This window comes from Sinorhizobium sp. BJ1, assembly GCF_002531555.1.
GTDB lineage: Bacteria > Pseudomonadota > Alphaproteobacteria > Rhizobiales > Rhizobiaceae > Sinorhizobium > Sinorhizobium fredii_B.
In genome coordinates this window covers 61,782-87,987 of the sequence record NZ_NWTH01000013.1, presented here as the reverse complement: position 1 = coordinate 87,987, position 26,206 = coordinate 61,782, and the positions used below count along the sequence as shown (strand labels likewise).

At 61.9% G+C, this 26,206-nt stretch carries 25 protein-coding genes; 19 read left to right on the top strand and 6 right to left on the bottom strand.

The features are described 5' to 3' along the window. Window position 1: 1 nt before the first annotated feature. From CO676_RS18140 to CO676_RS18105, 9 genes are all read left to right on the top strand, one after another. Window positions 2–1,000 (top strand): ABC transporter permease, encoded by a 999-nt coding sequence (locus CO676_RS18140; protein ID WP_046120382.1) that lies wholly within the window; start codon window positions 2–4, stop codon window positions 998–1,000. A gap of 62 nt (window positions 1,001–1,062) precedes the next feature. After that, the gene (locus tag CO676_RS18135; RefSeq protein ID WP_046120383.1) at window positions 1,063–2,160 is read left to right on the top strand and encodes an NAD(P)-dependent alcohol dehydrogenase; all 1,098 of its coding nucleotides are present in this window, start codon (window positions 1,063–1,065) and stop codon (window positions 2,158–2,160) included. A 10-nt stretch (window positions 2,161–2,170) separates the two neighbouring features. After that, a complete protein-coding gene (locus CO676_RS18130) occupies window positions 2,171–2,482 on the top strand; it encodes an antibiotic biosynthesis monooxygenase (protein ID WP_097522125.1) in 312 nt (103 codons plus the stop codon). A gap of 68 nt (window positions 2,483–2,550) precedes the next feature. Beyond that, on the top strand, window positions 2,551–3,816 hold the full coding sequence (locus tag CO676_RS18125) for an NAD(P)/FAD-dependent oxidoreductase (RefSeq protein ID WP_046120385.1): 1,266 nt from the start codon (window positions 2,551–2,553) through the stop codon (window positions 3,814–3,816). A gap of 68 nt (window positions 3,817–3,884) precedes the next feature. After that, complete coding sequence (locus CO676_RS18120) at window positions 3,885–5,765, top strand: methyl-accepting chemotaxis protein (RefSeq protein ID WP_084726919.1); 1,881 nt, start codon at window positions 3,885–3,887, stop codon at window positions 5,763–5,765. Between the two features lie 697 nt (window positions 5,766–6,462). Continuing rightward, on the top strand, window positions 6,463–6,639 hold the full coding sequence (locus CO676_RS35305; RefSeq protein WP_014989419.1) for a hypothetical protein: 177 nt from the start codon (window positions 6,463–6,465) through the stop codon (window positions 6,637–6,639). A 196-nt stretch (window positions 6,640–6,835) separates the two neighbouring features. Further along, window positions 6,836–7,864 carry a DUF3991 and toprim domain-containing protein gene (locus CO676_RS18115; RefSeq protein WP_046120400.1) on the top strand — a complete coding sequence of 343 codons (1,029 nt, stop codon included), beginning with the start codon at window positions 6,836–6,838 and terminating at the stop codon, window positions 7,862–7,864. A 63-nt stretch (window positions 7,865–7,927) separates the two neighbouring features. Then, window positions 7,928–8,533 carry a DUF1419 domain-containing protein gene (locus CO676_RS18110; RefSeq protein WP_046120386.1) on the top strand — a complete coding sequence of 202 codons (606 nt, stop codon included), beginning with the start codon at window positions 7,928–7,930 and terminating at the stop codon, window positions 8,531–8,533. A 173-nt stretch (window positions 8,534–8,706) separates the two neighbouring features. Then, window positions 8,707–13,815, top strand: a complete 5,109-nt coding sequence (locus CO676_RS18105; RefSeq protein WP_097522124.1) for a DEAD/DEAH box helicase family protein — start codon at window positions 8,707–8,709, stop codon at window positions 13,813–13,815. 272 nt (window positions 13,816–14,087) lie between these two features. Here the strand turns inward: CO676_RS18105 and CO676_RS18100 are convergent, their stop codons facing one another. Then, the gene (locus CO676_RS18100; protein ID WP_046120312.1) at window positions 14,088–14,363 is read right to left on the bottom strand and encodes a hypothetical protein; all 276 of its coding nucleotides are present in this window, start codon (window positions 14,361–14,363) and stop codon (window positions 14,088–14,090) included. A 352-nt stretch (window positions 14,364–14,715) separates the two neighbouring features. Between CO676_RS18100 and CO676_RS18095 the strand changes: the two genes are divergently transcribed. The 7 genes from CO676_RS18095 to CO676_RS18065 all read left to right on the top strand — a co-directional run bounded on the left by CO676_RS18095 (window position 14,716) and on the right by CO676_RS18065 (window position 20,817). After that, window positions 14,716–16,470, top strand: coding sequence for a ParB N-terminal domain-containing protein (locus CO676_RS18095; RefSeq protein ID WP_097522168.1), 1,755 nt, complete (start codon window positions 14,716–14,718; stop codon window positions 16,468–16,470). Between the two features lie 94 nt (window positions 16,471–16,564). Beyond that, window positions 16,565–17,041 (top strand): hypothetical protein, encoded by a 477-nt coding sequence (locus CO676_RS18090; RefSeq protein ID WP_046120313.1) that lies wholly within the window; start codon window positions 16,565–16,567, stop codon window positions 17,039–17,041. Further along, window positions 17,038–17,910, top strand: coding sequence for a hypothetical protein (locus CO676_RS18085; RefSeq protein ID WP_097522123.1), 873 nt, complete (start codon window positions 17,038–17,040; stop codon window positions 17,908–17,910). The genes CO676_RS18090 and CO676_RS18085 overlap by 4 nt, the downstream gene beginning before the upstream one ends. After that, window positions 17,910–18,254, top strand: coding sequence for a hypothetical protein (locus CO676_RS18080; protein WP_046120315.1), 345 nt, complete (start codon window positions 17,910–17,912; stop codon window positions 18,252–18,254). Before CO676_RS18085 ends, CO676_RS18080 begins: the two co-directional genes overlap by 1 nt. 4 nt (window positions 18,255–18,258) lie before the next feature. Then, window positions 18,259–18,723 (top strand): hypothetical protein, encoded by a 465-nt coding sequence (locus tag CO676_RS18075; RefSeq protein WP_052728651.1) that lies wholly within the window; start codon window positions 18,259–18,261, stop codon window positions 18,721–18,723. A 327-nt stretch (window positions 18,724–19,050) separates the two neighbouring features. After that, window positions 19,051–19,638 carry a hypothetical protein gene (locus CO676_RS18070; protein WP_046120316.1) on the top strand — a complete coding sequence of 196 codons (588 nt, stop codon included), beginning with the start codon at window positions 19,051–19,053 and terminating at the stop codon, window positions 19,636–19,638. Between the two features lie 252 nt (window positions 19,639–19,890). After that, entirely contained in the window at window positions 19,891–20,817 is a 927-nt protein-coding gene (locus CO676_RS18065) for a zincin-like metallopeptidase domain-containing protein (protein ID WP_179875537.1), read from the top strand. Between the two features lie 32 nt (window positions 20,818–20,849). On the opposite strand, the gene CO676_RS35300 is transcribed toward CO676_RS18065, so the two are convergent. Beyond that, the gene (locus tag CO676_RS35300) at window positions 20,850–21,023 is read right to left on the bottom strand and encodes a hypothetical protein (protein WP_179875536.1); all 174 of its coding nucleotides are present in this window, start codon (window positions 21,021–21,023) and stop codon (window positions 20,850–20,852) included. A 455-nt stretch (window positions 21,024–21,478) separates the two neighbouring features. On the opposite strand from CO676_RS35300, the gene CO676_RS18055 reads away from it, so the two are divergent. The 3 genes from CO676_RS18055 (at window position 21,479) to CO676_RS35290 (ending at window position 22,711) form a co-directional block, all read left to right on the top strand. Next, the gene (locus CO676_RS18055) at window positions 21,479–21,790 is read left to right on the top strand and encodes a DUF736 domain-containing protein (protein WP_046120319.1); all 312 of its coding nucleotides are present in this window, start codon (window positions 21,479–21,481) and stop codon (window positions 21,788–21,790) included. A 290-nt stretch (window positions 21,791–22,080) separates the two neighbouring features. Next, a complete protein-coding gene (locus CO676_RS35295; protein ID WP_179875535.1) occupies window positions 22,081–22,245 on the top strand; it encodes a hypothetical protein in 165 nt (54 codons plus the stop codon). Window positions 22,246–22,537: 292 nt separating this feature from the next. After that, window positions 22,538–22,711 carry a hypothetical protein gene (locus CO676_RS35290; protein WP_179875534.1) on the top strand — a complete coding sequence of 58 codons (174 nt, stop codon included), beginning with the start codon at window positions 22,538–22,540 and terminating at the stop codon, window positions 22,709–22,711. Between the two features lie 31 nt (window positions 22,712–22,742). Here CO676_RS35290 and CO676_RS18050 read toward each other — a convergent pair whose 3' ends face one another. The 4 genes from CO676_RS18050 to CO676_RS18030 all read right to left on the bottom strand — a co-directional run bounded on the left by CO676_RS18050 (window position 22,743) and on the right by CO676_RS18030 (window position 26,206). Beyond that, a complete protein-coding gene (locus CO676_RS18050) occupies window positions 22,743–23,000 on the bottom strand; it encodes a WGR domain-containing protein (RefSeq protein WP_046120320.1) in 258 nt (85 codons plus the stop codon). 199 nt (window positions 23,001–23,199) lie between these two features. Continuing rightward, window positions 23,200–23,583 carry a thermonuclease family protein gene (locus CO676_RS18045; RefSeq protein WP_234706832.1) on the bottom strand — a complete coding sequence of 128 codons (384 nt, stop codon included), beginning with the start codon at window positions 23,581–23,583 and terminating at the stop codon, window positions 23,200–23,202. Between the two features lie 438 nt (window positions 23,584–24,021). Further along, window positions 24,022–26,004, bottom strand: coding sequence for a Ti-type conjugative transfer system protein TraG (gene traG / locus CO676_RS18035; protein WP_144340153.1), 1,983 nt, complete (start codon window positions 26,002–26,004; stop codon window positions 24,022–24,024). After that, window positions 25,991–26,206: a type IV conjugative transfer system coupling protein TraD gene (locus CO676_RS18030; RefSeq protein WP_046120323.1), complete on the bottom strand. Its 216-nt coding sequence runs from the start codon at window positions 26,204–26,206 to the stop codon at window positions 25,991–25,993. The genes traG and CO676_RS18030 overlap by 14 nt, the downstream gene beginning before the upstream one ends.

Below are 26,206 nucleotides of genomic sequence, written 5' to 3'. Positions count from 1 at the left end.
GATGGACGCCTCTATGACTACCGCTAATTCCAAGCCAAGTGCGCCATCTAGCTCATTCAACGTCAAGCGCGCTGTTTTCTGGATCATCGGCTTGCCTCCGGCATATTACGTGCTTGCGATCCTGATCGCCGTAGCGCCCGCCGTAAGCGCGACCCTCATCAACCCGAATTATTGGTTTGTCATCCTCAAGCAATCGGCCCCGCTTGGGATAGCGGTGCTGGCCCAGTCTCTGGTGATGCGAGTTCGGTCAATTGACCTCTCGGTCAGCGGCGTATTCGCTTTCGCGATCTACGTCGCGAGTTCGGGCTTGTTGAACAGCTATCCGCCTTTACTGACAGTGGCGATGCCTATCGTAGTCGGGTTGCTCGTCGGGGTTATTAATGGTGTCCTTGTTGCCTATGTCCGCGCGTCCGCCGTTATTTCAACGCTAAGCGTCTCGGCGATCCTGATTGGCGTCGTTCAGTATATGAGCGCGGGCAGGGCTCCCGGCTCCACGCCAACCTGGCTACGCGTCCTGACGAGCGGCAACATTCACGGACTTTCGTATTCCGTCATCATCTGGATCGCGACCTCGGTTCTCGTAGCCGCCGCTTTCCGCTTCTTGATTGTCGGTCGCTATTTCCGTGCAGTCGGTGATAACCCACGCGCCGCCGAGACAACCGGGATCCCGCTTGCCCGCACGATATTCGTCTCGCATGTGACGGCAGGAGTCCTGACCGGGATCGCCGCGCTTGTCCAGGTATCCGCCTTGGCGGTCGGCACAATCAAACCAGGTTTCGATACCTTCATGAACGCATTGGCTGCAACGATTCTCGGCGGCGTCACGTTCGGCGTCGATCGAGGCGGCGTTGCGGGTCCGTTTGTTGCGGTCGTCGCCTTCAGCTTCCTGTTCGCAATGCTGACTGTCTTCGGCATTCAGGAACCAGGAAAGCTCATCGTCCAAGGCCTAATTATCGCGCTGGCAGCGATCATCTACGGAACTCGCGCAGGCCGCATCTGAGGCGAGCGCCGCTCGATTGGTGTCATTCCCGCGCCCCAGCAAGTGAAAGCAGGAGAGAAGAAATGGTCAAGATAACTGCGGCCGTTGCCGTGAAGCCGAAAGCTCCACTGGAGTTCCGGGACCTCGAGCTGGCTGATCCCGAGGGAGACGAGATCCTTGTCCGCACGGTCGCAACGGGCATCTGCCACACCGACCTGCTGCTTAGAGACGGCATCTTCGGCCCACCGGCTCCCGTCATTCCAGGGCACGAAGGCGTCGGGATTGTCGAGGCGGTGGGGCCGGACGTCCAAGGATTGAAGATAGGCGACGCTGTCGCCCTCAGCCAGAGTTCATGCGGCTTCTGCCCCGATTGCCGGCGCTCGCACCCGATGAACTGCCAGAACTACACGCAGTACAATCTGACTGGTCTGCGGCCAAACGGAAAGAGAGCCATCGTATGTGACGAGGTGGGCAGCAACTTCGTCGGTCAGTCTTCGTTCGCGACGCACATTCTGGCGACAGAGAACAACGCCGCTCTACTCCCGTCGGAAGGCTTCGACCTGACAGATGCAGCTCCACTGGGTTGCGGCATGGCGACGGGGGCCGGAACCGTCATAAATGCCATGAAGCCGGAAATTGGTTCGACGATTGTCATCTTCGGTGCGGGAGCCGTGGGTATTGCGGCAATCATGGCCGCCAAAGTCCGTCGATGCAGCAAGATCATCATCGTCGATCTGAACCTGCAGCGTCTGGAGATGGCTAAGGAATTGGGCGCGACGCACGCCATTAACGGCAAGGACGCCGATGTCGTCGAACAGATTCACGCCCTGACCGGCGGTGGTGCTGACTTCGCCGTTGAGGCAGTCGGTATCATCCCGGTTATCCTCAACTCCATCAAATGCACGCGGCCCGGCGGCCATGTCGTTTTGCTCGGCCTTGATGCGCTCGGAAAGGACATCCCGATCCCGCTCGATCTCATAGTCTTCAACCGCAAGATTCAGGGCGCAATCCTTGGCGACCAGATCCCGCAGTTATTTATCCCGCAGATGGTTCAGCTCAACCAGGCAGGCCTTTTCCCGTTTCAGAAGCTGATCACGAAGTATCCGTTCGAGAGGATCAACGAGGCTATCGCGGACGCAGAAGCGGGCCGCGTCATCAAGCCCGTCATCGTTTTCAACTAGGAGCCAGTCAATGTCGCAAACGAAATCCGCGGAACAGCACCTTATCGTCGAATTCAAAACCACCACTCAGAACAGGGGCCGCGTGAAGGAACTCCTTCTGGAGTTTATCGGGCCGGCCCGTGAAGAGACGGGATGCCTGTACTACGACCTGTACCAGCGCTCAGACGAGCCCAATACGTTCTACATTCTCGATGGCTGGGCGAACGAGGAAGCGGTGGCCGGGCACGGCAAGCACCCGAACGTAGTTCGCGTGCTGGAACCGCTTCTGCCACTGCTCGTCAGTCCCCCGTCCATTATTGTGAATAGCCGCGTGAGCGAATGAGGGACCGGCGTCCGTGGCTTGGCTGAAAGCGCTTGGGTGAGGCACCCAGTCCCTATCTTGGAGTCAAAATGGCGCAACATCGCGTAGTGGTCGTAGGCGGAGGCTTTGCGGGTCTTCAGCTCGCCAGGGACCTCAAATGTCCCGAAACTTCCATCACGATCATTGATCGGCGCAATCATCACCTGTTTCAGCCGCTGTTATACCAAGTCGCGACAACAGTGCTCGCGACGTCGGAAATAGCTTGGCCGATAAGGACGCTGTTCCGGGAACGGAAGGACATCTCTACGCTGCTTGGCGAAGTCGTCGGCATTGACACAGAGCAACGCTCTGTATTGCTGAAGGGGGGGCATTCGGTGCCATACGACACTTTGGTTCTAGCCACCGGGGCGCGCCACGCATATTTCGGACGTGACGAGTGGGAGCCGTTTGCGCCCGGTCTGAAGGCCCTGGAGGATGCGACGACGATAAGGAGACGCCTTCTTCTCGCATTTGAGAAAGCCGAATTGGAGGCCGACAGCGAACGCAGGAAGGCCCTCCTGACCTTCAGCATTATCGGGGCCGGGCCGACGGGCGTAGAGATGGCCGGTATCATTGCCCAGCTCGCTCGCAGGATTCTGGTAGAGGAGTTCCGAAACATTGACACATCGTCAGCGCGCATTCTGTTGATCGAGGCTGGACCACGAGTTCTTCCCGTCTTTCCGCCCGCCCTGTCGGAGTACGCCGCCAGATCGTTGACCAAGATGGGTGTTGAAGTCTGCACCGGCCGCCCGGTCACCGCGTGCGATGAAGACGGCGTAACAATCGGAGACGAGTTCGTTCCGAGCCGCACGGTCATTTGGGCGGCAGGCGTTCAGGCGTCCAAGGCCGCCGAATGGGTTGGCGCGGAGAAGGATCGCGCGGGAAGGGCGCTCGTCGGACCAGACCTGGCGGTCGCGGGGCACCCTAACATCTTCATCGTGGGCGACACCGCTTCCGTAAGAACGGAAGACGGCAATCCGGTACCCGGCATCGCGCCCGCGGCGAAGCAACAGGGGAAATATGTCGCCGCGGTCATCAAGGCACGGCGCTTACAGAAGCCCGCGCCCGCACCTTTCCGCTACAGACACCTCGGTAATCTGGCGACCATTGGCCAGAGCTCGGCTGTCATCGACTTCGGGAAATTTCGACTGAAGGGTTCGCTCGCCTGGTGGATATGGGGTCTGGCCCACATTTACTTCCTGATCGGCACGCGCAGCCGAATGGCCGTCGCGCTCAGCTGGCTCTGGGTCTTCACGACGGGACATCACTCGGCGCGCCTCATCACGCAGAAAGAGACACTCAAAGACGAAGTCTGAGCGCGGCAGCAAGCAGCGCGGTACTCATCGATCGGCATGGGATCAACGGCATACATGGGGGCTTTACTATGTCGTTTCTAGCAAATGTCAGTATAAAACTCAAAATGCTTCTGCTAGTGGCGCCGATTTGCGCAATCGGAATAATCGGACTGACATTTGTGTCGCTCAAATATCGAAGCGCTTCCCAGAGCTATGTCAGCTTCATCGCTGAGGATCAGGCAGCGGCTATCCAGATGGCGCGGGCGAGCCAGCGGCTTACTGCGCTGAGCTACAACGCTTACCAGGTCATGTCCTATGACACCAAGGACCCGAACATCAAAAAATTCGCTCTCTATTATGAGAACAACAAGGCGAAATTGCTTTCCGAACTTCGCGTCGTCAAGCGGCTGGCTCCCGATCAGAAGGAGAGTATCGATGGTTTCATCTCTGCCGCCAACGGTATTCTCGAGCTGACCAACACGGCGGTTCAGCTGGCGCTTAAGGGAGATACCGCAAAAGCCAATGCCCTGCTGCGCCAAGCAGACCCGATGATAGCGGATCAGGTCCTTGCTGTGCGTGACTGGACTGATGGATTCACCAGCGCGATCGCTCTCAAGAGCCAGCAATTGGCCGACGGCGCCGACAAGACTAGCCTGTATTCGCTGGTCATCATCACAGCCCTGTTCGCTTTGTTGTTGGCGGCGTCCATCTTCATCGCTTCCCGTTACGTGACGTTGCCGATGGTTCGCCTCAGGGACCGGATGATGTCCCTGGCGGATGGCAATACGGACGAGGCGGTGTCGGACGAGGAGCGGCGGGACGAATTGGGAAGCATGGCCCGAGCGGTGTCCGTCTTCCGCAAGAACGCCATTGAGCGAGCACAGCTGGAACACGAGAGCGAGGCAGTGCGTGACGCAGCAGAAAGAGACCGGCAAACACGCGAGGAGCGTGACGCGGCAGATGCCGGTGCGGCGAAGCTTGCTGTAAGCACACTCGGCTCTGCTCTTCAGCGGCTTTCGGACGGGGACTTGATCCACAGGATCGAGACACCTTTCAGAACGGACCTCGATGGTCTTCGCTTCGACTACAATGCTTCGGTCGAGAAGCTCCTTGCAGCGCTGATGTCAGTGAATCAAAACGCGCGTCTGATCGATAGCAGCTGTGAAGAAATCCGGTCGGCGTCCCACGACCTGTCCAGCAGAACGGAGCGGCAAGCGGCATCACTCCAGGAAACTGCAGCGGCGGTCGGACAGGTCACATCCGCCATTCGCGACAGCGCCGTTCGCGCTGCTGACGCGAAAGTCCTTGTTGCACAAGCGAAAGCGGGTGCGGAAGCGTCTGGTGTCGTCGTTCGCTCCGCGGTCGAGGCAATGCGCAACATCGAGAAATCTTCGGCCCAGATCACGACTATCATCGGGGTCATTGATGAAATTGCCTTCCAGACGAACCTCCTTGCCCTGAACGCGGGAGTTGAAGCCTCCCGCGCCGGCGAGGCGGGTCGAGGCTTCGCAGTCGTAGCTCAAGAGGTCAGAGAACTGGCGCAGAGATCCGCGACAGCTGCCAGGGAAATCAAGCAACTGATTTCAAGTTCAAGCGCGCAGGTAGAGAAAGGGGTCACCCTCGTAGATGAGACCGGAAGGAGTTTAGACCAGATTATAGCTGAGGTCGCCGAGATTGATCGGCACGTTGCGGCAATTGCCGGGTCGGCACAAGAGCAAGCTATGATCTTGGGAAACATCAATGCCACCGTCGCGTCAATCGACCAGGAAACACAGAAAAACGCGGCGATGGCGGAGCAGTCCGCGGCTGCCGGCAGCATGCTAGCGTCCCAGGCGGAAGCACTGACCGAACTCCTACAGCAGTTCAAAATCCATTCAACGGTGGCCGAGGACGACGATCCTCCGACCTCCGACCACGTTTCAAGCGCTGAGGTGGTCTTCCTAGGTGATGCGCGCTTAACACGCGCCTAGATTTCGGGCGGGTGGAGGTAAACGCCGGAAAATTTGACTTATCCGGGCGATGAGCTTGTTCGTTGCAATACTAGGTCAATCAGTTCCATAAATAGTATTATGCGATCTGTTATAACATAACATGCCGAATGCCGTGGAAGAGATTTCGAATTTCCGGCCTCCTCCCGAGGCAACTTGGCTGCCGTCGACCAGATCCCGGCGGCAGCCCTTTTTCTCGGGGCATCGCCAACTCGCTTTCCGCCGATATTTCAGTGGTGGAGCTCGGCTCCACACCCGCCGCCAACCATGGTGCAACCGAGCGCGATCTGAAACGCGCGCTACTCGCACTGAAGGCAAAATCGATCGCGGAGGCGCTTCAGAAAGCGAAACTCACTGCGCCTGATTGATTCGACAGATCACTCCCTTGCGTCCGCGCCTGACTCGAAAACGGAAGGATCTTGGTGCTAAGAGCCAGGGGAAGTAACTGGCGCCAATTCGAAAGCCGTGCCCGAAACTGCGTCCCAGCTGAAGCAGGCCAATCCCGCTCTCTTTTGATGGCGTCCTGGCCCTGCGCCGGATCTTCCACGATCAACCCGTAAAGGGTCCGCTAGCAAGCTGCGGCCGCTTCGGCTTCGCCTCGCGGTGATCGCGCCCGTCGCCGGGCCTTTTGAGGAGCCATCGAAGCGGGAATTGACCCGCTCCAGATGGAGCCTCTTACATGTCGCACAACCTTTCTCTCGCCCAATCCCATGCCTTCCAGCTCTCCCGCGACCTGATGGTCCCGGTCACTCTTTTCTCGGTCAACGGCGAATACGGCGTCCTCCCTTCTGACGAGATCGACGCCGATGACGATCTTGAGATCGTCCACGAGTTTTTCCCCTGGGCGGCTCATTGAGCCGCCCCTCCTTCGGTCATTGGGCCGTTCCGGCGTGCCGCTTGCGAGCCGGCGGCGGCAAGGGAGGCTTCGCCGCGGTCGATCGGACCCATTGCATGATCCGACAATTGCCGGCCGCGCCCTTGCGGCCTTTGCTCTTCGCGGCGGGCAGAAGCGCGCCCGCGAAACAACGGGTGAGAAGGCCAAGGAGAAGAGCATGAACAGGAGAGAAATTGAGGCCTTACGCGAACGGGTGAGCTGCGCGGCCGTTCTTGAGCAAGCGGGTTTCACTATCGATGTGAAGGAAAGCACCCGGCGGGCGGTGAAGTTCCGCCGAGCAACTGAGATCATCATCGTCACTCATGAGGGGCGAGGATGGTTCGATCCGCTCAGCGATGCGAAAGGCGATGTGTTCGGGCTGGTCGAGCACCTCGATCATGTCGGATTTCTCGAATGCGCGGGAAGGGTCGCCGGTCTGGTCGGTTTCGCGATCATCGAGCCGGAATGGCAGCGTCAAAGGCCTGATCAGGAATACGATCTTTCCTTGCCTGAGCGTTGGCAGGCACGCCGCCGTCCCTGGCCCGGCTCGTCGACATGGGATTATCTCTACGGCGAGCGCTTCCTGCCGGCCACTTTGCTCCGCGCGGCGATCCGGCAAGGCCGTCTCCGAGAGGGCCCATACGGCAGCATGTGGGCGGCGCATACGGACAATGACGGAACGCTGACCGGCTGGGAGGCGCGGGGTTCAGAGTACCGGGGTTTCGCCTCCGGAGGAACGAAGATCCTCTTCCGTCTGGGTCAGGACAACGCTTTGCGACTGGCGGTCACTGAAGCTGCGATCGATGCGATGAGCCTTGCCGCCATCGAGGGGCTGCGAGACGGAACGCTCTATCTCAGCACCGGTGGCGGATGGTCACCCTCCACGGAGGCAGCGCTGCAGGAGATGGCCTCACGACCTGATGCCCGCCTGGTCGCCGCCACAGACGCTAATCCACAAGGGGAGATGTTTGCCGAGCGCCTGCGGAGGCTCGCGGATGTCGCAGGCTGCGACTGGTCGCGGCTCCGCCCGCCCGAGGAGGACTGGAACGAGACCCTAAAGATCAGGGAGAAAGAAAAGAGGCGAAGAAAGGAAGGCGGCGTGCCGCATTCGCGCCGCCCGCGTCAAGGGAAGCTTCGCCCGGCGGAGCCGGCCCCTGACCCGGCCGGCCGCGATGCCGGCGGCCCGGAAGGTGTCATGAAGGACTGAAGAGGACGGCGAGGTCGAGAGGACAAGCCGCGCTTCGGTCCGGAACCATCGAAGGAGCCGCAGATGAATCCCTCTCCCGCAATCCGCAAAGTCTTCCAGGGCGTCGCCTCGCGCCAGCAAATGTTCCGGATGTTCGACCGGCATGCCCAGCGTCCGAACCGTTGGGAGAGCGACGCCGCGCCGCTCTATGCCGGCGAATGGTTCGAGATCGGCGAGACCGAGCATGACTACATGTTCGAAATCCTCCCGCCGCTCTGGATCCGCGGTTCCATGTTCGCGATGCGCGAATTCTTGACCGGCTCGGTTACATCGGTGTTCTTCGCTCTGAGGATCGACACGACGATCCGGCATTTCCACGGCTATTGTGACCTCTCCGACAATGCCTCGGTCGAACAGATGCGGCTTGCGATCAACGAGCGTGAAAGCCGGCCCGTACGCGCAATGACACGCGAGGAACGCCTGGAGCATATCTGGAGCATTACGGCAGACGACTATCGTGGCTATGCCGGCGATCGCTGGCCCGAAGCCGTTCGCGGCAGGCGCACGATTATGCTCTACGACGGCAAGACGAGCAGCACGCTGAAAATCCTGGACGATCTGACCGACCACGAAATCGCAGCCAAGCTGCCGGTGCAACTGCGCCACCTACCCTCGCCGATCGCCGCGTGAAGGAGACTAGACGATGGTTTCCTCCCGCTCGCATCCGTCCCCTGATCGCGATGTCCTAGGCACTGCGTGACCGGCCGGCGTTAGGTCACCAATCCCAAAAACCTGAGCGTCCCTCAAACCCGTCGGTGCCACGCGCGGGGCGAAGACGCTCGCCGTTCCCCGAGGAAAATTCGATGAGCAACGATCCCTTCACTCTCGACATGTTCGGCAGCAGCGCTTTGTCATCCGGCCTTGGCCTGGGTGTCACCGCGTTCAGTGCCTTCGAGCCCGTCGGCGACAACGACGACGACCCCGAACCAACGCCGCCCTCTCCTTCCCCGGCCCAGTCGGTCGCGACGGCAAAGCGTCCAACGCGACGTCGACAGGGGGACCGGACCAACTTCTACCTCGACGATGCGGATCGGGGTCTCGCGGCGAGCTGGAAGGAGCGGGCGCGCATCAATGTCGCCGCGATCCTGCTCGCCGGCGAAATCGAGAAACAGGACCGGCCGGCGACCCGCGCGGAACAGGAGAGGCTGATCCGCTTCACCGGCTTCGGCGCCTCGGAGCTGGCGAACACCATGTTCCGCCGCCCTGGCGAGATAGATTTCCGCGCTGGCTGGAGCGAACTCGGCGGTTCGCTCGAAAGCGCTGTTTCGGAGGGCGACTACGCGTCGCTGGCCCGCTGCACGCAATACGCCCATTTCACGCCGGAGTTCATCATTCGGGCGATCTGGGCAGGGTTTAAGCGCATGGGTTGGCGTGGCGGCCGCGTACTCGAGCCCGGCATCGGTACGGGCCTGTTTCCAGCCTTGATGCCGACGGCGTTCCGCGACAGGAGCTTCGTCACCGGTGTCGAGCTCGATCCCGTCACCGCCCGGATCGTCCGGCTGCTGCAGCCGAAGGCCCGCATCATCAACGGCGATTTTGCGCGCATCGATCTGGCACCGATCTACGATCTTGCGATCGGCAACCCACCTTTCTCCGATCGCACCGTCCGGTCTGACCGAGCCTATCGCTCGCTCGGTCTCCGGCTGCACGACTACTTCATCGCCCGATCGATCGATCTCCTGAAACCCGGTGCACTCGCCGCCTTCGTCACCAGTCCGGGGACGTTGGACAAAGCAGACGCGACAGCGCGCGAGCACATCGCCAAAACCGCCGACCTGATCGCCGCGATCCGATTGCCGGAGGGCAGTTTCCGCCGCGACGCCGGCACGGATGTCGTCGTCGACCTCCTCTTCTTCCGCAAGCGCAAGGTCGGGGAAGCCGAGAACGATCTGTCGTGGCTCGATCTCGAGGAAGTGCGGCCCGCAACGCAGGACGAGGGTGCAATTCGCGTAAACCGCTGGTTCGCGAGGCATCCCGCTTTCGTCCTCGGCGATCATGCCCTGACGTCAGGACCATTTGGCGAGGTCTACACTTGCCGGCCACGCGCCGGCGAGTCCCTCGAGGCGGCGCTGCAGGCGGCCATCCGTCTCCTTCCCGAAGGCCGCTATGATGGCGAACCGACCGAAATCGACGTCGACCTCGAGGATGAGCTCTGTGAGATCGTCGATCTTCGCCCCGATAACCGGCAGGTCCGGGAAGGAAGTTTCTTCGTCGACGGTCGGCGCCGTCTCATGCAGATGCTCGACGGCACACCAGTCGAAGTCCAGGTCCGCAAGGGCCGCACCGGTGACGGCATCCCGGAAAAGCACGTCGGCATTATCAAGAAGCTGATCCCGATCCGCGACGCCGTGCGCGAGGTGCTGAGGGCACAGGAACAGGATCGTCCGTGGCGCGATCCGCAGGTTCGCTTGCGCATCGCCTGGTCGAGCTTCGTTCGCGATTTCGGCCCGATCAATCACACGACGGTCTCGATCAGCGAGGACGAACAATCCGGCGAGGTGCGCGAAACGCACCGACGTCCGAACCTGCAGCCCTTTCTCGATGATCCCGATTGCTGGCTGGTCGCTTCGATCGAAGACTACGACCTCGACACCGACACGGCGAAGCCGGGTCCGATCTTTTCCGAGCGCGTGATTTCTCCCCCTGCCCCGCCGGTGATCACCAGTGCGGCAGATGCATTGGCCGTTGTCCTCAACGAGCGCGGTCGCGTCGACGTCGAGCATATCGCCGAGCTGCTGCACGGAGAGGTCGATGCGGTCGTTGACGAACTCGGCGATGCGATCTTCCAGGATCCTGCCGATGGTTCCTGGCATACCTCGGATGCCTATCTGTCTGGAGCGGTCCGCGCGAAGCTTGCTGTCGCCGAAGCAGCCGCGACCCTCGATCCAGCTTACGAGCGCAACGTTCGCGCGCTTCAGGCGGTGCAGCCCGCCGATCTACGCCCCTCCGACATCACCGCGCGCCTCGGCGCGCCGTGGATTCCGGCAAGCGACGTCGTCGCCTTCGTGAAGGAAATGATGGGTGCTGAGATCAGGATCCACCACATGCCCGAACTCGGGTGCTGGACGGTCCATGCGCGGCAGCTTTCCTATAGTGCAGCCGGCACATCCGAATGGGGCACGAGCCGCCGCGATGCCGGCGAATTGCTGGCCGATGCGCTGAACAGCCGCGTTCCGCAGATCTTCGATGTGTTCAAGGACGCTGGCGGTGAGCGACGCGTGCTGAACGTCGTCGATACCGAAGCCGCGCGCGACAAGCTGCAGAAGATCAGGCAAGCTTTCCAGAACTGGGTCTGGACGGATCCCGATCGCACAGATCGCCTGGCGCGTGTCTATAACGACCGGTTCAACAACATCGCGCCCAGGCGGTTCGACGGTTCCCATCTCAAACTTCCTGGCGCCTCGGGCGCCTTTTCTCTTTATGGGCACCAGAAACGCGGCATCTGGCGGATCATCTCCTCCGGCTCGACCTACCTCGCCCACGCGGTCGGCGCGGGCAAGACAATGACGATGGCGGCTGCGATCATGGAACAGCGCCGGCTGGGCCTGATCGCCAAGGCGATGCTGGTCGTCCCTGGCCATTGCCTGGCTCAGGCGGCCCGTGAGTTCCTGGCCCTCTACCCCAATGCCCGCATCCTCGTGGCGGACGAGACCAATTTCACCAAGGACAAGCGGGGGCGCTTCTTGAGCCGGGCAGCGACCGCGACCTGGGATGCGATCATTATCACGCACTCGGCCTTCAGGTTCATCGCCGTGCCCTCGGCCTTCGAACAGCAGATGATTCACGATGAGCTGCAGCTCTACGAGGATTTGTTGACCAAGGTCGACAGCGAGGATCGCGTCTCGCGGAAGCGCCTCGAGCGGCTGAAGGAAGGGTTGAAGGAACGGCTGGAAGGCCTTGCGACCAGAAAGGACGATCTGCTCACTATCGCCGAGATCGGTGTCGACCAGATCATCGTCGATGAAGCCCAGGAGTTCCGCAAGCTCTCCTTCGCTACCAACATGTCGACGCTGAAGGGCATCGATCCGAATGGGTCGCAGCGGGCATGGGACCTGTACGTGAAGTCCCGCTTCCTCGAAACGAAGAACCCGGGACGCGCCCTGGTGCTTGCCTCCGGTACGCCGATCACCAACACGCTCGGCGAGATGTTCTCGATCCAGCGGCTACTCGGCCATGAGGCTCTCGCCGAGCGCGGCCTGCACGAGTTCGATGCGTGGGCGTCCTGCTTCGGTGACACGACGACCGAGCTGGAGATCCAGCCGTCCGGCAAATACAAGCCGGTCAGCCGCTTCGCGAGTTTCGTCAATGTCCCGGAACTGATTGCGATGTTCCGCGCTTTTGCGGACGTCGTCATGCCGGAGGATCTTCGCGAATACGTCAGGGTGCCCGAAATCTCCACCGGGCGGCGGCAGATCCTCACGGCCAAGCCGACCCCGGCCTTCAAGGCCTATCAGCAGATCCTCGAGGCCCGCATCAAGGCGATCGAGATGCGCGAGGGACCGGCGCAGCCCGGTGACGATATCCTGCTTTCCGTCATCACCGATGGTCGTCATGCAGCGATCGATCTGCGCCTGGTGATGCCGGCCAACGACAACGAGGAGGACAACAAGCTTAACCTCCTCGTCCGCAATGCCTTTCGGATTTGGGAAGAAACGGGTGATGCCGCCTATCTCCGGCCGGACGGCAAACCCTATGACCTGCCCGGCGCCGCGCAGATGATCTTCTCAGATCTAGGCACGATCAATGTCGAGAAAACCCGCGGTTTTTCCGCCTATCGCTGGATCCGCGACGAACTCGTCCGGCTCGGCGTGCCGGCTTCTGAAATCGCGTTCATGCAGGATTACAAGAAGACCGAGGCCAAGCAGCGGCTGTTTGGTGATGTCCGCGCCGGCCGGGTGCGGTTCCTGATCGGATCGTCGGAGACGATGGGGACGGGCGTCAACGCTCAGCTCCGGCTCAAGGCGCTACATCACCTCGATGTGCCGTGGCTGCCGTCCCAGATCGAACAGCGCGAGGGCCGCATCGTCCGACAGGGCAATCAGCATGATGTCGTCGATATTTTCGCCTATGCGACGGAGGGCAGCCTCGACGCTTCCATGTGGCAGAACAACGAGCGCAAGGCCCGCTTCATCGCGGCAGCGCTCAGCGGAGATACATCCATCCGTCGGCTCGAGGACCTCGGTGAAGGACAGGCCAACCAGTTCGCCATGGCCAAGGCGATCGCCTCGGGCGACGAACGGCTGATGCAGAAAGCGGGTCTCGAAGCCGATATCGCCCGGTTGGAAAGACTGCGCGCCGCCCATGACGATGATCAGTATGCGGTGCGTCGGCAGATGCGCGATGCGGAGCGTGACATCGACCTCTCGACCCGTCGCATCAGTGAGATCGGCCACGACATCGAACGCCTCGTTCCGACCGCCGGCGAAGCCTTCGCGATGACCGTGCTGGGCAAGGTCCACCGTGAGCGGAAGGAGGCTGGTCGCGCGCTGATGAAGGAAATTCTCACGCTCCTCCAGCTCCAGCAGGAGGGTGAGGTTCACCTCGCAAGCGTCGGCGGCTTCGATCTCGTCTATGAGGGCGAGCGCTTCGGAACGGGCGATGGGTATCGGTACGCCACCACGCTCCAGCGCACCGGCGCCGACTACGAGGTCGATCTTGCGGTCACCGTCACCCCGCTCGGCGCCATTTCTCGCCTCGAGCATGCGCTCAATGGGTTCGAGGAGGAACGGGAGCGCTATCGCCATCGCCGGGATGAAGCGCACCGGCGGCTTGCCTCCTATCGCTCGCGCGAAGGCGGCACTTTCGCCTTCGCCGACGAACTTGCGGAAAAGCGCCGCCAGCTTCGCGAGGTCGACGATGCTCTCGCTGCTGCCGCGGTTGAGGGCGCCGAAGCTCATGCCGAGGCTGCTTGATCACGGCGACCCTTTAGATGCGGCGCAGCAATCGCATAGCTGCATTGCACAAAAAATCATTTGCTCCTGATCAAAAAACGATCATAACGCACGCAGCTGATGCACATGGCGGTTTTCCTCCCAGTGCCGCTGCAGCAGCTGTTCCCCTCTGGAGGTTAAATGACCTTCATACCTATGGGCCCGAGCTTTCTCGTGGCCCTCTTTTTTTGACCTGATTTGCGTTCGTCGAAACGACGTCTACGTCGGGCATTCTCGCCGCGGTTTTCCCGCGTTCAGGAAATCAGCTCGACCCGCTCGATGGTTCCGACCAGCCGCTCCCTCGCATCCTCCGGATGGTTCAGGACATTCACGTAGTCGGAAAGGTCCGGATTCTTCAGGGTGACTTTGTAGATCGCAATTCCGGGGTCCACTTTTTCGTCCTCGGCCTTCAGGCCAACGAAATGTTGGGATGCTTCTTGCTGTGCGCTTGCCAAGGACTCCGTGAACGCCAGGATTTCGTCTGTTCCTGGAATGACCTGGTAGGCAAATATCACTTTCGTATCATGCATCTGAACCTCCTCATGCCGCGGCCCTGTCTATGCCTCCGTTCCGGCTGCTGTGAACTGTCAAAAGTGGGAGCTGCCGGTTCGGGAAGGAGGGAGCACAAGAAGAAGCAGAGGGAAAGGAAACCGGTCGCAGATCGGTTCGTCCCCTCGCCGCTTGCGCTCAACCGCCGCCTCCGCATCCCGGCCACTCGTCCTGCGCAGGGCTGTCAGCTCCGCTTGCCCTTCGCAGCAGGGACGCTCGGCCGCAGTTGCGCCGGTCCGCCCGCCCTGCCGTCCGGGAGGTGTCTTCGGAAAAATGAAGACAGGAAGGACCGGCAACAGCGCCGCGTCCCGCATCCCGGAAGAGGAAAATCCCATGCATATCATGAAGGTCGATCCGCGCTCGTTGAAGGACAATCCGGACAATACCCGCCAGACGAAATCCACCCCGCAGGCTGATGCCTTGTTGCTCGCCACGATCAAAGCGGTTGGCATCATCCAGCCGCCCGTCATCTTTCCCCAAACCGATGGCGGGAACGGCTACGTCATCGAAGCCGGGCATCGGCGCGCCCGCATGGCAATCGCCGCGGGCCTTGAGGAAATCGAGGTTCTCGTAGTCGAAGCCGCCAACGACAATGGCGCCATGCGGTCCATGGTCGAGAATATCGCCAGGGAGCCGCTCAACCCCGTCGACCAATGGCGCGGCATCGAGCGCCTGATCGCACTCGACTGGACCGAGGAAGCGACTGCCGTGGCGCTTGCCCTGCCCGTCCGGCAGATTCGCAAGTTGCGGCTGCTCGCCAACGTTCTTCCGGCAATGCTCGATCAGATGGCGCTCGGCGACATGCCGAACGAGCAGCAACTTCGAACGATCGCGGCGGCCCACCTCGATGAGCAGAAGGAAGTCTGGAAGGCGCAGAAGCCGAAGAAAGGCCAGCCGGCCGCGTGGTGGCAGATCGCCAACGCGCTGAGCAAGACCCGCATGTATGCCAAGGATGCGAGCTTTGGCGACGATCTCAGGGAAGCCTACGGCATCGAATGGGTCGAGGATCTGTTCGCTCCTGCCGACGAGGACAGCCGTTATACCACCAACGTCGAAGCTTATCTCGGCGCCCAGCAGGAGTGGATGACGAACAATCTGCCCAAGAAGGGCATGATTGCGGAAGTCACACAATGGGGCGACGTGAAGCTGCCGCAGAAGGCAAGTCGCGTCTACGGCAAGCCAAGCAAGGGCGACCACACCGCAATGTATCTGGATCGGAACGGCAAGGTTCAGACCGTCCACTACCGCATGCCGGAGGAAAGGAAGACCGGGGGCAAGGGAGCGGTCGTTGAAGGTGGTGCCCCCGCTGGCGAGGATTTGATCGACGCGCCGAAGCCGCGCCCGGACGTCACGCAAAAGGGCCACGACATGATCGGCGACTTCCGGACCGATGCTCTGCACGAGGCGCTCGCCCGCGCGCCGATCGAGGACGACACGCTGCTGGCACTCCTCGTTCTTGCCTTCGCCGGCATGAACGTCCGGGTCGACTCCGGGGCAAACGACACCGTTTTCGGGACGAAGCGGTTTGCTCGCCATGCGGTTCGGCTGATCGACGGCGACGGCAAGCTCTCCTTCGGCCTCGACACGCTGCGGGTGGCCGCCCGCTCGATGCTGGTCGAGGTACTCTCTTGCCGCCGCGGCATGTCGAACAGCGGGATCGTATCGCGCATCGCTGGCGATGCTATCGGAGCGGATGGATACCTCCCGAACATGGGCACGGAAGACTTCCTGCTTTGCCTGTCGCGGCAGGCGCTTGAGGCATCGTGCAAGGGCACCTCGGTTCTCCCGCGCCCCAAGGTCCGCGAGACCCGCGCCGCCCTGGTCGAGCACTTCAGGGAGGGGCATTTCGTCTATCCGGCAGCCCTGTTCGCGCCCGATCCGAAGGATCTTGCCGAACTGATCAAGCAGAGCGAGATCCTCGAAGAGGAGAACGTTGTCACCTCCGGAAAATCCACGGATGGCCTGGAAGGCGAGCTCGCCGACGGCAGCGCTGCCGGCGATACGGCCGATCTCGACGTCAACGATCCGGAAGCCGATGACGGCGCGCCCGGCGAGGACGAAACCGCCTACGGCATTGCGGCCGAATAGCCGCCCTCCCTTCTCATCCGATCGACACACCGCCGCCGGCCATCACCGGCGGCGGCTTTGTTTCCATGAACCGCAGAATCCAAGGAGATGTCTTATGTCTGCGTCCCTCATCTACGAACTCGCCCCGATCGGCGCTATCGTCGCCTGGTCCGACGGCTCGCCCCGCCCGCCAGAGCGTTTCAAGAAGAAGCTCGCGGCCTGGCAGACCCGCAACAGCAGCGGCCGCCTGATCCGCAAGGAAGGCCCGCGCCAATCCGGCAATCACGCCTCGCCGGGATATTTCAAGCTGCATGAGGCGGATTTCGGCGGCAAGAATACCGTCGTCATGCGCATTCACCGAACCTTCGGTCTCGATTCCAACTTGAGCTTCAAGGTTCTCGATCGCCCAGCACTTGGCACGGTCCGCGTCTTCGATCGAGGCGGTCCGAACGCGGAACTCGTCCATCTCGCCGATAATCGCGAGGCGGCGGCGGCCTGGCTGCAAGACCATGGCTATCCGAACGCTGTCCTCGAAGAGGTGACCGCCGACGAGGTTGCGGCTGCTCACGTCGAAGGGAGGGACGCGGCATGAGGACGTCCGATCTTCAGCACGAACTGGTTTCGATTGACTCGACGGTCGAATTCGGCGTCAGCGCTGATGGCTTTCCGGTCGCCAGGATCGCGGATACCCCTCTGGCTATGGTGCCGGCGCGCGATGGAGCAAGCTTCCTCGCAAGCGCCTGGCGCCTCGCCCGTCCGCTGTCAGAGCTGACGCGCACCGACTTCCACGGTCACGAAGGTCGCCTCGATGATGAGGCAGCGTTTCGCGCGCGTGTGTTCGAAACTGCGCAACACAAGCGTGAACTATCCGCGCTCGGGCGGATCCAGACCCGTATGGCGGCGAGTACGCCGTGGGGCCCGTCGCAGCTCGCGACCATCTATGCCGACGGGATCATCTCCCACATGACGGCCGGTCACGGCCGGTTTCATCTGTCCGCCGAGCGGAATGCCTGCGTCCCTCCAACCCTGCGAAAGTCCGCGCCGTGGTATGAGGAAGACGCGGAATGGGCGATTGTCGCCCTCACCTTCCCGGACCTGTTCACGGCCTGCGAGCGCAAATGTGCCGACGAGACGATCCGCAACAGCTGGCCATCAGCCTGGGAGGCGATCCATGGCCGCGAACTCGCGCCCGGCCAATCCTGGACAAAGGACCGGGAAGCCTTCGAGCGCAAGCATGCCTGCGACTGGATCGTGATCTCCGCGATCCATTCGAGCTACGATGCCGAAATGACGGAGGTGGTAGCCACACGCGGCGGCCGGCGCGATGGGCGGGCCGAGGAAATGCGCTTTCTCGTGCCCCGCGCCGCGCGTGGCCGTTTCGGTTTCGTTGTCGATCCTGACCGTCACATTCCCTATGACGGCCCGTCCAGTTTTGTGGGTCGGCAAGGGAGGGTTGCGTGATGGCTGCCAGGACAATCCACCATGCGCAACTATCGCGTATGGAAGAAGCGCGGCGGCAGACGCAGCGCCAGTTGGAACTGATCGATCGCCAGATCTCGCGCCGGATAACATCGATCCTGCCGCAGCTCGCGCGACGGCAAACTCGATATCGGCGGGGGAAGGCGCCGGATACCGGTTCCTTCCTCGAACGCTATCGCAACAATCTCGCCGCCCTGCTGGCCGAGCGTCAGCCCGAGGTTGATGCACTGACACGAAAGTTGGCCCGGCTGGATGCGGCGATAGCTGCCTTTCGCAAACGATTCCAACCCGTTCGCGACGCAGCTAAGCCACAAGCGGAGGTCTAGCGCCGTGGGAACGATCGGAGACCTTGAACGGAAAGCCGGCATTGGGCCGTCGCCTGAGGAGCGCACCGCGTTCTGGCGGCAGTTCCATCACCTTGATGGACAGGCATGCCTCGATGCTGGCGTGGCGGAACTCAGACGAATGATCGCAGCGAGCGGGGGGCTGGCTGACGGTTCCCTTAGCAAGCGCCGCTGTTTTCCGAAACGCGAACGCGTTCCTCCTTTGACCGCTGAACAGGAAGCCGCGCTCAAGGCCTATGCCGACAGACACGGGCGTCGCTGGAAGAGCATCCTGAATAATGCCTGGATGGGCGGCGCACCCTATGACGATGGCGGCATCCTCCGCGGTCTTCGGAACACGCACGGTCCGAGCTGGCTGCACTCATATCGTCTGGGCAAGCCGAAACCTTCAGTCGACACGGTAACCGCGCCAGCTGAGCCTGAGGCGAGTACGGGAAGTAACGACGCGTAGCGTCCCCGACAGCCATCTTCCTTTCAACACCTGGTTGGACCGGACCCGTCCCGGTTTGCCCTTCGGTTTTGCTGCGGTCTGAACCAGCGGCCGTTCGCTTCAAGGCCGCGTTTCGCGCCGCGGGGCGGCCGGAAGCCGCCGCCATTCACGGAGCAGGCTCGCGGGGCTTCGCAAGGGCAGAATGCCCTGCTTGCCCGCAAACCGGCTCCGCTCTGCCTGTCGTCTTCGGACCTTGAACCGCCCGTCTTCCGCCGGTTCGGGGCGACCGCACCGAAGGGCAAGCCGGCACGGGGCCGGAGCCGCTTCGAGGCTGGAAAGGAAGAAAACATGGCAAAGCCCGCAACCTCCTCTCGTCAATCCGCCCGAGTCGTGGCCCTGCGCAAAGGCGCAACCCTCGAAATGGTCCGGCTCACATGCCCGGACAGCGCCCAGGCGCTGAAGATCGCCGAGAGCTTCGGAACCGCGATTGTCGACAGCGACGGCATTCGCGACCTGCATGAGCGGCTCATCTCCGAGACGGCCGATGCTCTGAGCGACGGCCTCGGCGAAAAGGCTATGCAAATCCATCTTCAGCGGATCGTCGGCGCCTTCGTCGGTTCCGCCCACGGTGCAGGCCAGTTCTACAGCCGCGCCGTCACCGAGGCGCGCGACGCCACCGCCAAAGCCGCCAACGACAGCCGTGACGAGGACCTCGACGGCCCTGTCGGCTACGACAGTGCTGCCCAGCGCAAGCGCGAGTTCGCCGCCGACATGGGCGTGCAGGCTCATGCGCTTCGGATGGCCGCGGAGGGTGCCGTTGCAGCATACAAGCAAATCGTCGGCGAGACCTGGAAACCCTTCGATCGGCCCGTCGAAAACCCGGGTCCCTCCCTCGATCGCAAGGCGGCCGAAGCCCAGATGTCCGCCTTCGACTGAGCGCTCTCGCGGCGGGGCTTCGGCCCCGCCTTATTCCATGACGAGAGGCAAGCGTGCCGACGGCCTTGGAAGATCGGCCACCGCCACCCCGTCCGGCTTTGGTCCTGGCGGAGCATGGTGTTCGGGCAACGGCTTCGCCGTCCTCCACGTCCGTTCCGGCCGACCGGTGCCCTCACCCCTTTCCGCTCCGCCCTTTGGACCGCGGTGACGGGGTCGCGATTGGCGCGACCTCCTGGAACCGGAGGATTGAACATGAGCAGGAAGGACGAAGGCCAGCGCGCCGATATCTACGCAAGGATTACCGATAAGATCATCGAGGATCTGACGAATGGCGTTCGGCCCTGGATGAAGCCGTGGAATGCGGCGAACACGAACGGCCGTATCAGCCGGCCACTGCGCCACAACGGCCAGCCATATTCCGGCATGAATGTTCTGTTGCTTTGGTCGGAGGGCATGGCCCGCGGCTATTCCTCACCGATGTGGATGACATTCAAGCAGGCGCTCGAATTGGGGGCGGCGGTACGCAAGGGCGAAACCGGCGCGACAGTCGTCTTCGCAAGCCGCTTCACCAAGGCCGAGACGGACGGCAACGGCGGCGAGATCGAATGGGAAATCCCGTTCCTCAAGGCGTATACCGTGTTCAACGTCGAGCAGATTGACGGACTTCCCGACCATTTTCACCGCCGCCCGGATCCCGTTCTCGATCCGGTCGAACGGGTCGAGCATGCCGACCGCTTCTTCCGCAACACCGGCGCGCTAATCCGCCATGGCGGAAACCAGGCCTTCTTCGCGCCAGGTCCCGACCTGATTCAGATGCCACCGTTCGAGAGTTTTAAGGACGCGGCGAGCTATTATGCGACGCTCAGTCATGAGGCAACGCACTGGACGGCGCCGGCCAGCCGTGTCGGCCGCGATCTTTCCCGCTATTCCAAGGATAGAAGCGAACGTGCCCGCGAGGAACTCATTGCCGAGCTTGGCAGCTGCTTCCTCTGCGCCGATCTCGGCATTGCCCCGGAGCTCGAGCCGAGGCCGGATCACGCGTCTTACCTTCAATCCTGGCTCACCGTTCTATCCGGCGACAAGCGAGCGATCTTCCACGCCGCGGCGCTTGCCCAGCGTGCCGTCGCCTATCTTCACGATCTTCAGCCGATGGAGAGCCAAGACCGGCAGGCGGCTTAAAAAAATCGAGTGCCGCTCCCGCGCACAGATAATCAGGACTGGCCGCCGCCAACGGTGGCCGGCTCCACCACCGTTTCGGTCTTCACCTGCAGGTCTTCATCCGTTCTCAGGTCCAACTTGCCCCAGATCGACACTTTCTGTGGACCCGGTTTCGGCTTGCGCGACGGCTTGATTTCGATTGTGAACGGCTTTGTCTGTTTACGCATGGATCCTCTTGGGGCAACGAATCGCGCTGCAACGATATTCCGCGTATTGATCAAAGCAACTGGCGTCTGGGGAATTCGATATCGAGGTGGCCGCGGCAATCAATCCGCACCCGGAGCGGCCTCACCTGTGAGCCGTTTGAACTGCGATCGAATGGGGTCCGGGTATCCATCGCCATTCTCCTTCCCCTCATTGTTGCCGGCGCTCCCCTCTGCGGGCTCGATGAGGCATGTCTGACCGGAGAGCAGCTTCGCCTCGATCGTCTTCCCGCAACGGCCCTCTGGAACTTTCTTCCCCTGGCGGCTCCCGCCGCCATTCCTCGCGGAACAACAAAGTTCCTCCCGGCCGCCCTCCATTTCATTCCGGCCTCGAGAGGTGCGGTCCGATCGTCCCCGGTCTTTGCGACAGCCATCGAGGCCGCGAAGGGCGCGGCCCGAACAACGAAAGGAACATGACAATGGCTACCATCGGCACCTTCACCGCTACCGAAAACGGCTTCACCGGCTCGATCCGCACCCTCGCCCTCAACGTCAAGGCTCGCATCGCCCGCATCGAAAATCCCTCCGACAAGGGCCCGCACTTTCGCATCTACGCCGGTGCCGTCGAGCTGGGCGCCGCCTGGCAGAAGCGCTCCGACCAGACGGACCGCGACTACCTCTCGGTCAAGCTCGACGATCCGAGCTTCCCGGCTCCGATCTACGCGACCCTGACGGAAGTCGAAGGCGAAGACGGCTTCCAGCTCATCTGGTCCCGCCCGAACCGGGACTGAGGAGCCACCGGCCCCGCCAAGGCGGGGCCAACTCCTCGTCTTCGAAGCTGGAAACAGGCATCGAGCCGGTTTCCGGCTTTCTGCTGCCAAGCGAGAGGTAGGGGTCTGCTCAGATCGAGCCATCTTGCCGTGGTGAGAGGGCAGCCTCAAGGACGAGCGGTTCCCCCAAAATGCTCGCGCATTTCGGCTCCCCCACCCGCCGCGGTGCGGTCGCGTGCCGCGCACCTTGACCCTGCCCTCTCCTCACGTCCGCGGGCGTCATCTTTCTCAAACATCAGGAGATGACGACGATGACCATAGAACAGCACATCGAAGAACTGCGTGCCGAGCTCCGGAGCGCCGTCGACATGGACGAGCGTCGGCAGATCGAGGGCGAACTTGTACTCGCCCAGGCCGAACGCGAGGTGATCTGGGCCGAGCAAGACGGCCGCGTAAGCGCCGAGCCTCCGTTCTGACGGACCGCGGTCGTTTAGGTGCGATAACGACGTCTGGCGCTGAGCGCAGCGATAGCGATCAATGGCGCCTCTCCTTTCGACTCTGCCGTCATTTGCATCGGGGATGTTGCCGCCCGGTCGTCGCGACGCAACCTGCCTCCGCCGGAATTTTCCCCGCCGCGCTGCGGCTCCTCGCGGGACAAAATTCAGGCGTCGCCAGGTCCTTCGCTCTGCTGCGGCCGTTCCGGTGCGTCCTTCCTTTCCGGTCAGCCGCCTATCCCCGCGATGACCGCAATTCGAAAGGAGATCCATCATGCAACAGCTCGCTCAATTCCTGGCCACCACCGGCCGCCGGCTCCTCGTCCTTGGCAAAGTGATCGCTCACTTCTTCCGCAAGGGAAAGCTTGGCCTGAAGCTCGCCATCAAGGTCCCGTTTTTCGTCGAAATCGAGGTGTTCTTCGAGACCGACTGGAACCGGCGCCGATGAAGTTTATCGAGGCCCGCTTCGGCGGGCCTTTTCATCTCGGCATGGACGAACGCGGACGATAACCGCGTCTTCTTTTCTGTCGCAGCAGATCGAGAAACAGCCGGACCGCTTCCTCTTCGTGGCCGAAATGATGGACCATCATCTGTCCTCTGGTTCCAATGCGGCCCCACTTACGAAGCAGGCAGACATCCCCGAAGAGGTTTGGTTCGATCGACATAGCATAGTAGCGAGCCATGTTTCTCGAGGCATCGGAGCGTTCGACATAGAGATGGTAGGGTTGAGAGATCATGAGACCAGAATCGCTGATCCCGGTGGTTGCGTCCAACGACACTTATGAATCGATAGGCGTGGATCGATTCATATCGTTGATGATGCTGGAGTCGTGAAGGGCTTGGGCGAGACGCCTTCGGCGCACGGCTCTATTCGCCTTGCTCACGGGAGCCCGCACGCGGTCTCCGCCCAGTCGGATGACGATCCTCTCGCGAACCTCAATCACACCATCCGTGTCTCTCACCGTCCCAGGACCGTGCAAGGCCTTCATGGATGAGTGTGCTGCCGAGCGAGCGTCCCGCGCGGGTCACCGTACGGAGCTTGCGCCCATACTTGTCCTCGTCTCGGACGCCGGTAGAAAGCGAGAACGTCCCCGCGTTGAGCAGGGCCAGGAGGCGTGCCTTCGCCGCCTCCCCTTTCAGCCGTTCTGCCTCGCATCGCGGCGGGCTCAACTCAGGTGTGTCGATATCGGCAATGCGGATTTTCTCGCCTTCGAACCAGAACGTATCGCCATCGACGACACAGTTGATGTGACGGCTATCGCCGCAGATCGAAAACGCAGCTGACAGCGAATCCGCTGTCGAGGGGTTGGCGAAAGCCAGGAGGCTCGTGAGGTTGCTTGTGCCGTAAGCTGAGAGGAATCCAGCGACGGCAATGATCGCGAGCCCCACGATCGCGATTGGTCTTCCGCGACGAAGAGGATAAGCGACACGAGGTCGCTTCCGCTTGGCACGTATTTCTTGCCGGCGGCCCCCGCCGGCCTTCCGGGGTCTCCGGAATGGCGTCACGTTGTTTTGCGCCAATTTAGTCTCCATGCATTTCGCCAAACGGTACGACGGCCATGGTTTCGTTCGGGTTTACCGACAACCTGCTATGGCCGATAGAGCAGTGTGCGAGGTCCGGGGCGCAGTCGGTCCCGCCTCCCCTTCGGGCCACTATGTTGAGGCTCCTGCGGCTGCGCTGTTTCCCGCTCTCGCACGATGAGAATTCCCGAAATCCCGCCCGTTGGGCGTCGCTCACGCTGATTTCTCCGATACTCTTCATTCTCCTGGATCCGCCTTGCTCGTTGCACTGCGCGCCGGCTGGATCAGGCGGGCTTCAGACATCTTTCCGATCTTGTGAAATCGGTTCGCGCCGACGCAAGCCTTCATGTCTTCGCGCCGGAACCAGATCGCTCGGCCGCATCGGAGCGGCGCATTCCCGGCCGTAAACACGATCTGCTCATCGGCGCGCATACGCAGAACTTCGTGTGGCTGGATCAGCGGTCGCGCCGCCAATTGCTTCGACCGCGTTCGCGACGATCCCCTGGATTGGGAACTGCGGCTGACCTGGTCGATCTCGACCGTGGTCATGCCGCAACGCTTCGAGATGTAGTCGGCCGTCTCCGGATCGTTGATCGCTGCAAACGAAATCCAGCTCGCGCTCTCGAACCATTTGCTCGCCGCGTCGCGGCCGCCATAGGTCTCGCGCATCTGGCCGATTGACTGATAGATCATCGTGAGCGTGATGCCGTACTTGCGGCCGGCGTCGCGCGCGGTCTCAAGGATGCGCATGTAGCCGAGGCGGGCAACCTCATCGAGGAGGAAGAGCGCCCTGCCTTTCACCGCGCCGTCACGATTGTAGATCGCGTTGAGAAACGAGCCGATAATCACGCGCGCAAGGCCGGAATGTGTCTCCAGCGTCTTCAGGTCGATGTTGATGAACACGTCGGTCTTGCCGTCCGCAAGCGCGTCGGTCGAAAAGGTCGAACCGGATACGAGTGCGGCATAGTTGGTGTAAGACAGCCAGTGGGTTTCCTTGACCGCATTGGCGTAGACGCCGGAGAAGGTTTCCGGCGTCATGTTGACGAAGGCGGCGACGTTTTCCTTCACGAAGTCCGAGTTCGAATTGTCGTAAATCTCCTGCAGCCGCTCGCGCAGTTTCGGCTCGGGTTCGGCCAGATTGGAGCGCACCTGACGCAAGGTCTGGTGCTCCTGGTCGGTATGACCGGACAGGCAGACATCGGCGATCAGCGCGGTCAACAGCTGCAGCGCCGATGCGCGAAAGAAGTCGTCGCGCACGCCGCGCGCGCCGCCGCTGTCGCTCATGATCCAAGATGCGACCGAGGCGATATCTTCCTCCTTGGTTCCGCCGAACCGGCCGATCCAGTCGAGCGCGTTGAATCCTGTCTCTGGCTCCTTCGGATCGAGAATACGAATGAAGTGCGCAGCATGCTTGCGCTGTTCAAGCACCATCGGCGCCACCTCATTCGACGGATCGAGGACGACAAGGCCGCCGCCCCATTTGAGGGCCGTCGGGATTGTCACCGACGTCGTCTTGAAGCCGCCGGAACCGGCGAACACGATCCCGTGCGAGGATCCGAACGAACCGTCGAAGCACAGCAGCGGCGACTTGCCGCCGGCGCCCCAGGTCTTCGGGTCGTCCGTTCGAAACGAGCGCGCCGCCGTGCTGTCCTTGTCGACCCGGTAGCGCTCGCCAATGACGATGCCGCCGGTATCGGCAAAGAGCTTTGCCGCGTCCTGCATCTTCATCCAGTCGGCCTCGCCGTGCAGCGCCCGTTGTCCGCGGATGCGTTTCGGCTCGGCGCGTGCGAAGGCGGCATTGCCGATCAGTGCGACGCGTAGCGCAAAACACCCCGCCATCAACGCCGCCGCCGCACCGACCATCGTTGCATGATCAAGGTACGAGGTAATGGACTTGCCGTCCGGCACTTGCCCGGCGAATGCGGCGAGACGAGCAGCCTCGCGCGCCGTCGCGACCAACATCGTTGTCGCGCTTCCCGCCAGAGTGCCCCAGCCGGCCACTTTGACGCTCGTCGAGCCGGCGTTCGCGAACAGGTAGATCACGCCGATCGCCGCGGCGGTGACATAGGGCAAGGCGATCCCGACCCGGCCCAGCGTCAACCTTGCAGCATCGGTCTTGCCGAAGGTCGACAGCCATTGCTCGATCCCGGTCATGCCGATAACGACCAAAACCATCAGCACGACAGGGGCGACGGCGAGTGTGACCCTATTCACCGACATCGCCGAAGGCCTCCGCCCCGATTGCGATCAACCGCGCCCGCTCGCCGTCGTCCGACTTCAGCCGCTGACTGAGTTCGACCAACGCCCCGAGCAGCAGCGCGCGCTTCTCATACCGCAAGCCCGCCTTGACGATCAGGCCGCCGAGTTCGATCTTCTCCCGTGCATCTTTCTTGCGGGCGTCAGATGTCGTCGTCCTTGCCAT

What these genes read in the sequence shown, in the direction of transcription:
- CO676_RS35295 (WP_179875535.1), top strand. Translation starts at nt 22,081, where the DNA reads ATGACCATAGAACAGCACATCGAAGAACTGCGTGCCGAGCTCCGGAGC.
- CO676_RS18095 (WP_097522168.1), top strand. Translation starts at nt 14,716, where the DNA reads ATGCATATCATGAAGGTCGATCCGCGCTCGTTGAAGGACAATCCGGAC.
- CO676_RS18125 (WP_046120385.1), top strand. Translation starts at nt 2,551, where the DNA reads ATGGCGCAACATCGCGTAGTGGTCGTAGGCGGAGGCTTTGCGGGTCTT.
- CO676_RS18135 (WP_046120383.1), top strand. Translation starts at nt 1,063, where the DNA reads ATGGTCAAGATAACTGCGGCCGTTGCCGTGAAGCCGAAAGCTCCACTG.
- CO676_RS18115 (WP_046120400.1), top strand. Translation starts at nt 6,836, where the DNA reads ATGAACAGGAGAGAAATTGAGGCCTTACGCGAACGGGTGAGCTGCGCG.
- CO676_RS35305 (WP_014989419.1), top strand. Translation starts at nt 6,463, where the DNA reads ATGTCGCACAACCTTTCTCTCGCCCAATCCCATGCCTTCCAGCTCTCC.
- CO676_RS18110 (WP_046120386.1), top strand. Translation starts at nt 7,928, where the DNA reads ATGAATCCCTCTCCCGCAATCCGCAAAGTCTTCCAGGGCGTCGCCTCG.
- CO676_RS18130 (WP_097522125.1), top strand. Translation starts at nt 2,171, where the DNA reads ATGTCGCAAACGAAATCCGCGGAACAGCACCTTATCGTCGAATTCAAA.
- traG (WP_144340153.1), bottom strand. Translation starts at nt 26,004, where the DNA reads ATGTCGGTGAATAGGGTCACACTCGCCGTCGCCCCTGTCGTGCTGATG.
- CO676_RS18085 (WP_097522123.1), top strand. Translation starts at nt 17,038, where the DNA reads ATGAGGACGTCCGATCTTCAGCACGAACTGGTTTCGATTGACTCGACG.
- CO676_RS18090 (WP_046120313.1), top strand. Translation starts at nt 16,565, where the DNA reads ATGTCTGCGTCCCTCATCTACGAACTCGCCCCGATCGGCGCTATCGTC.
- CO676_RS35300 (WP_179875536.1), bottom strand. Translation starts at nt 21,023, where the DNA reads ATGCGTAAACAGACAAAGCCGTTCACAATCGAAATCAAGCCGTCGCGC.
- CO676_RS18080 (WP_046120315.1), top strand. Translation starts at nt 17,910, where the DNA reads ATGGCTGCCAGGACAATCCACCATGCGCAACTATCGCGTATGGAAGAA.
- CO676_RS18065 (WP_179875537.1), top strand. Translation starts at nt 19,891, where the DNA reads ATGAGCAGGAAGGACGAAGGCCAGCGCGCCGATATCTACGCAAGGATT.
- CO676_RS18055 (WP_046120319.1), top strand. Translation starts at nt 21,479, where the DNA reads ATGGCTACCATCGGCACCTTCACCGCTACCGAAAACGGCTTCACCGGC.
- CO676_RS18105 (WP_097522124.1), top strand. Translation starts at nt 8,707, where the DNA reads ATGAGCAACGATCCCTTCACTCTCGACATGTTCGGCAGCAGCGCTTTG.
- CO676_RS18050 (WP_046120320.1), bottom strand. Translation starts at nt 23,000, where the DNA reads ATGATCTCTCAACCCTACCATCTCTATGTCGAACGCTCCGATGCCTCG.
- CO676_RS35290 (WP_179875534.1), top strand. Translation starts at nt 22,538, where the DNA reads ATGCAACAGCTCGCTCAATTCCTGGCCACCACCGGCCGCCGGCTCCTC.
- CO676_RS18100 (WP_046120312.1), bottom strand. Translation starts at nt 14,363, where the DNA reads ATGCATGATACGAAAGTGATATTTGCCTACCAGGTCATTCCAGGAACA.
- CO676_RS18070 (WP_046120316.1), top strand. Translation starts at nt 19,051, where the DNA reads ATGGCAAAGCCCGCAACCTCCTCTCGTCAATCCGCCCGAGTCGTGGCC.
- CO676_RS18140 (WP_046120382.1), top strand. Translation starts at nt 2, where the DNA reads ATGGACGCCTCTATGACTACCGCTAATTCCAAGCCAAGTGCGCCATCT.
- CO676_RS18120 (WP_084726919.1), top strand. Translation starts at nt 3,885, where the DNA reads ATGTCGTTTCTAGCAAATGTCAGTATAAAACTCAAAATGCTTCTGCTA.
- CO676_RS18030 (WP_046120323.1), bottom strand. Translation starts at nt 26,206, where the DNA reads ATGGCAAGGACGACGACATCTGACGCCCGCAAGAAAGATGCACGGGAG.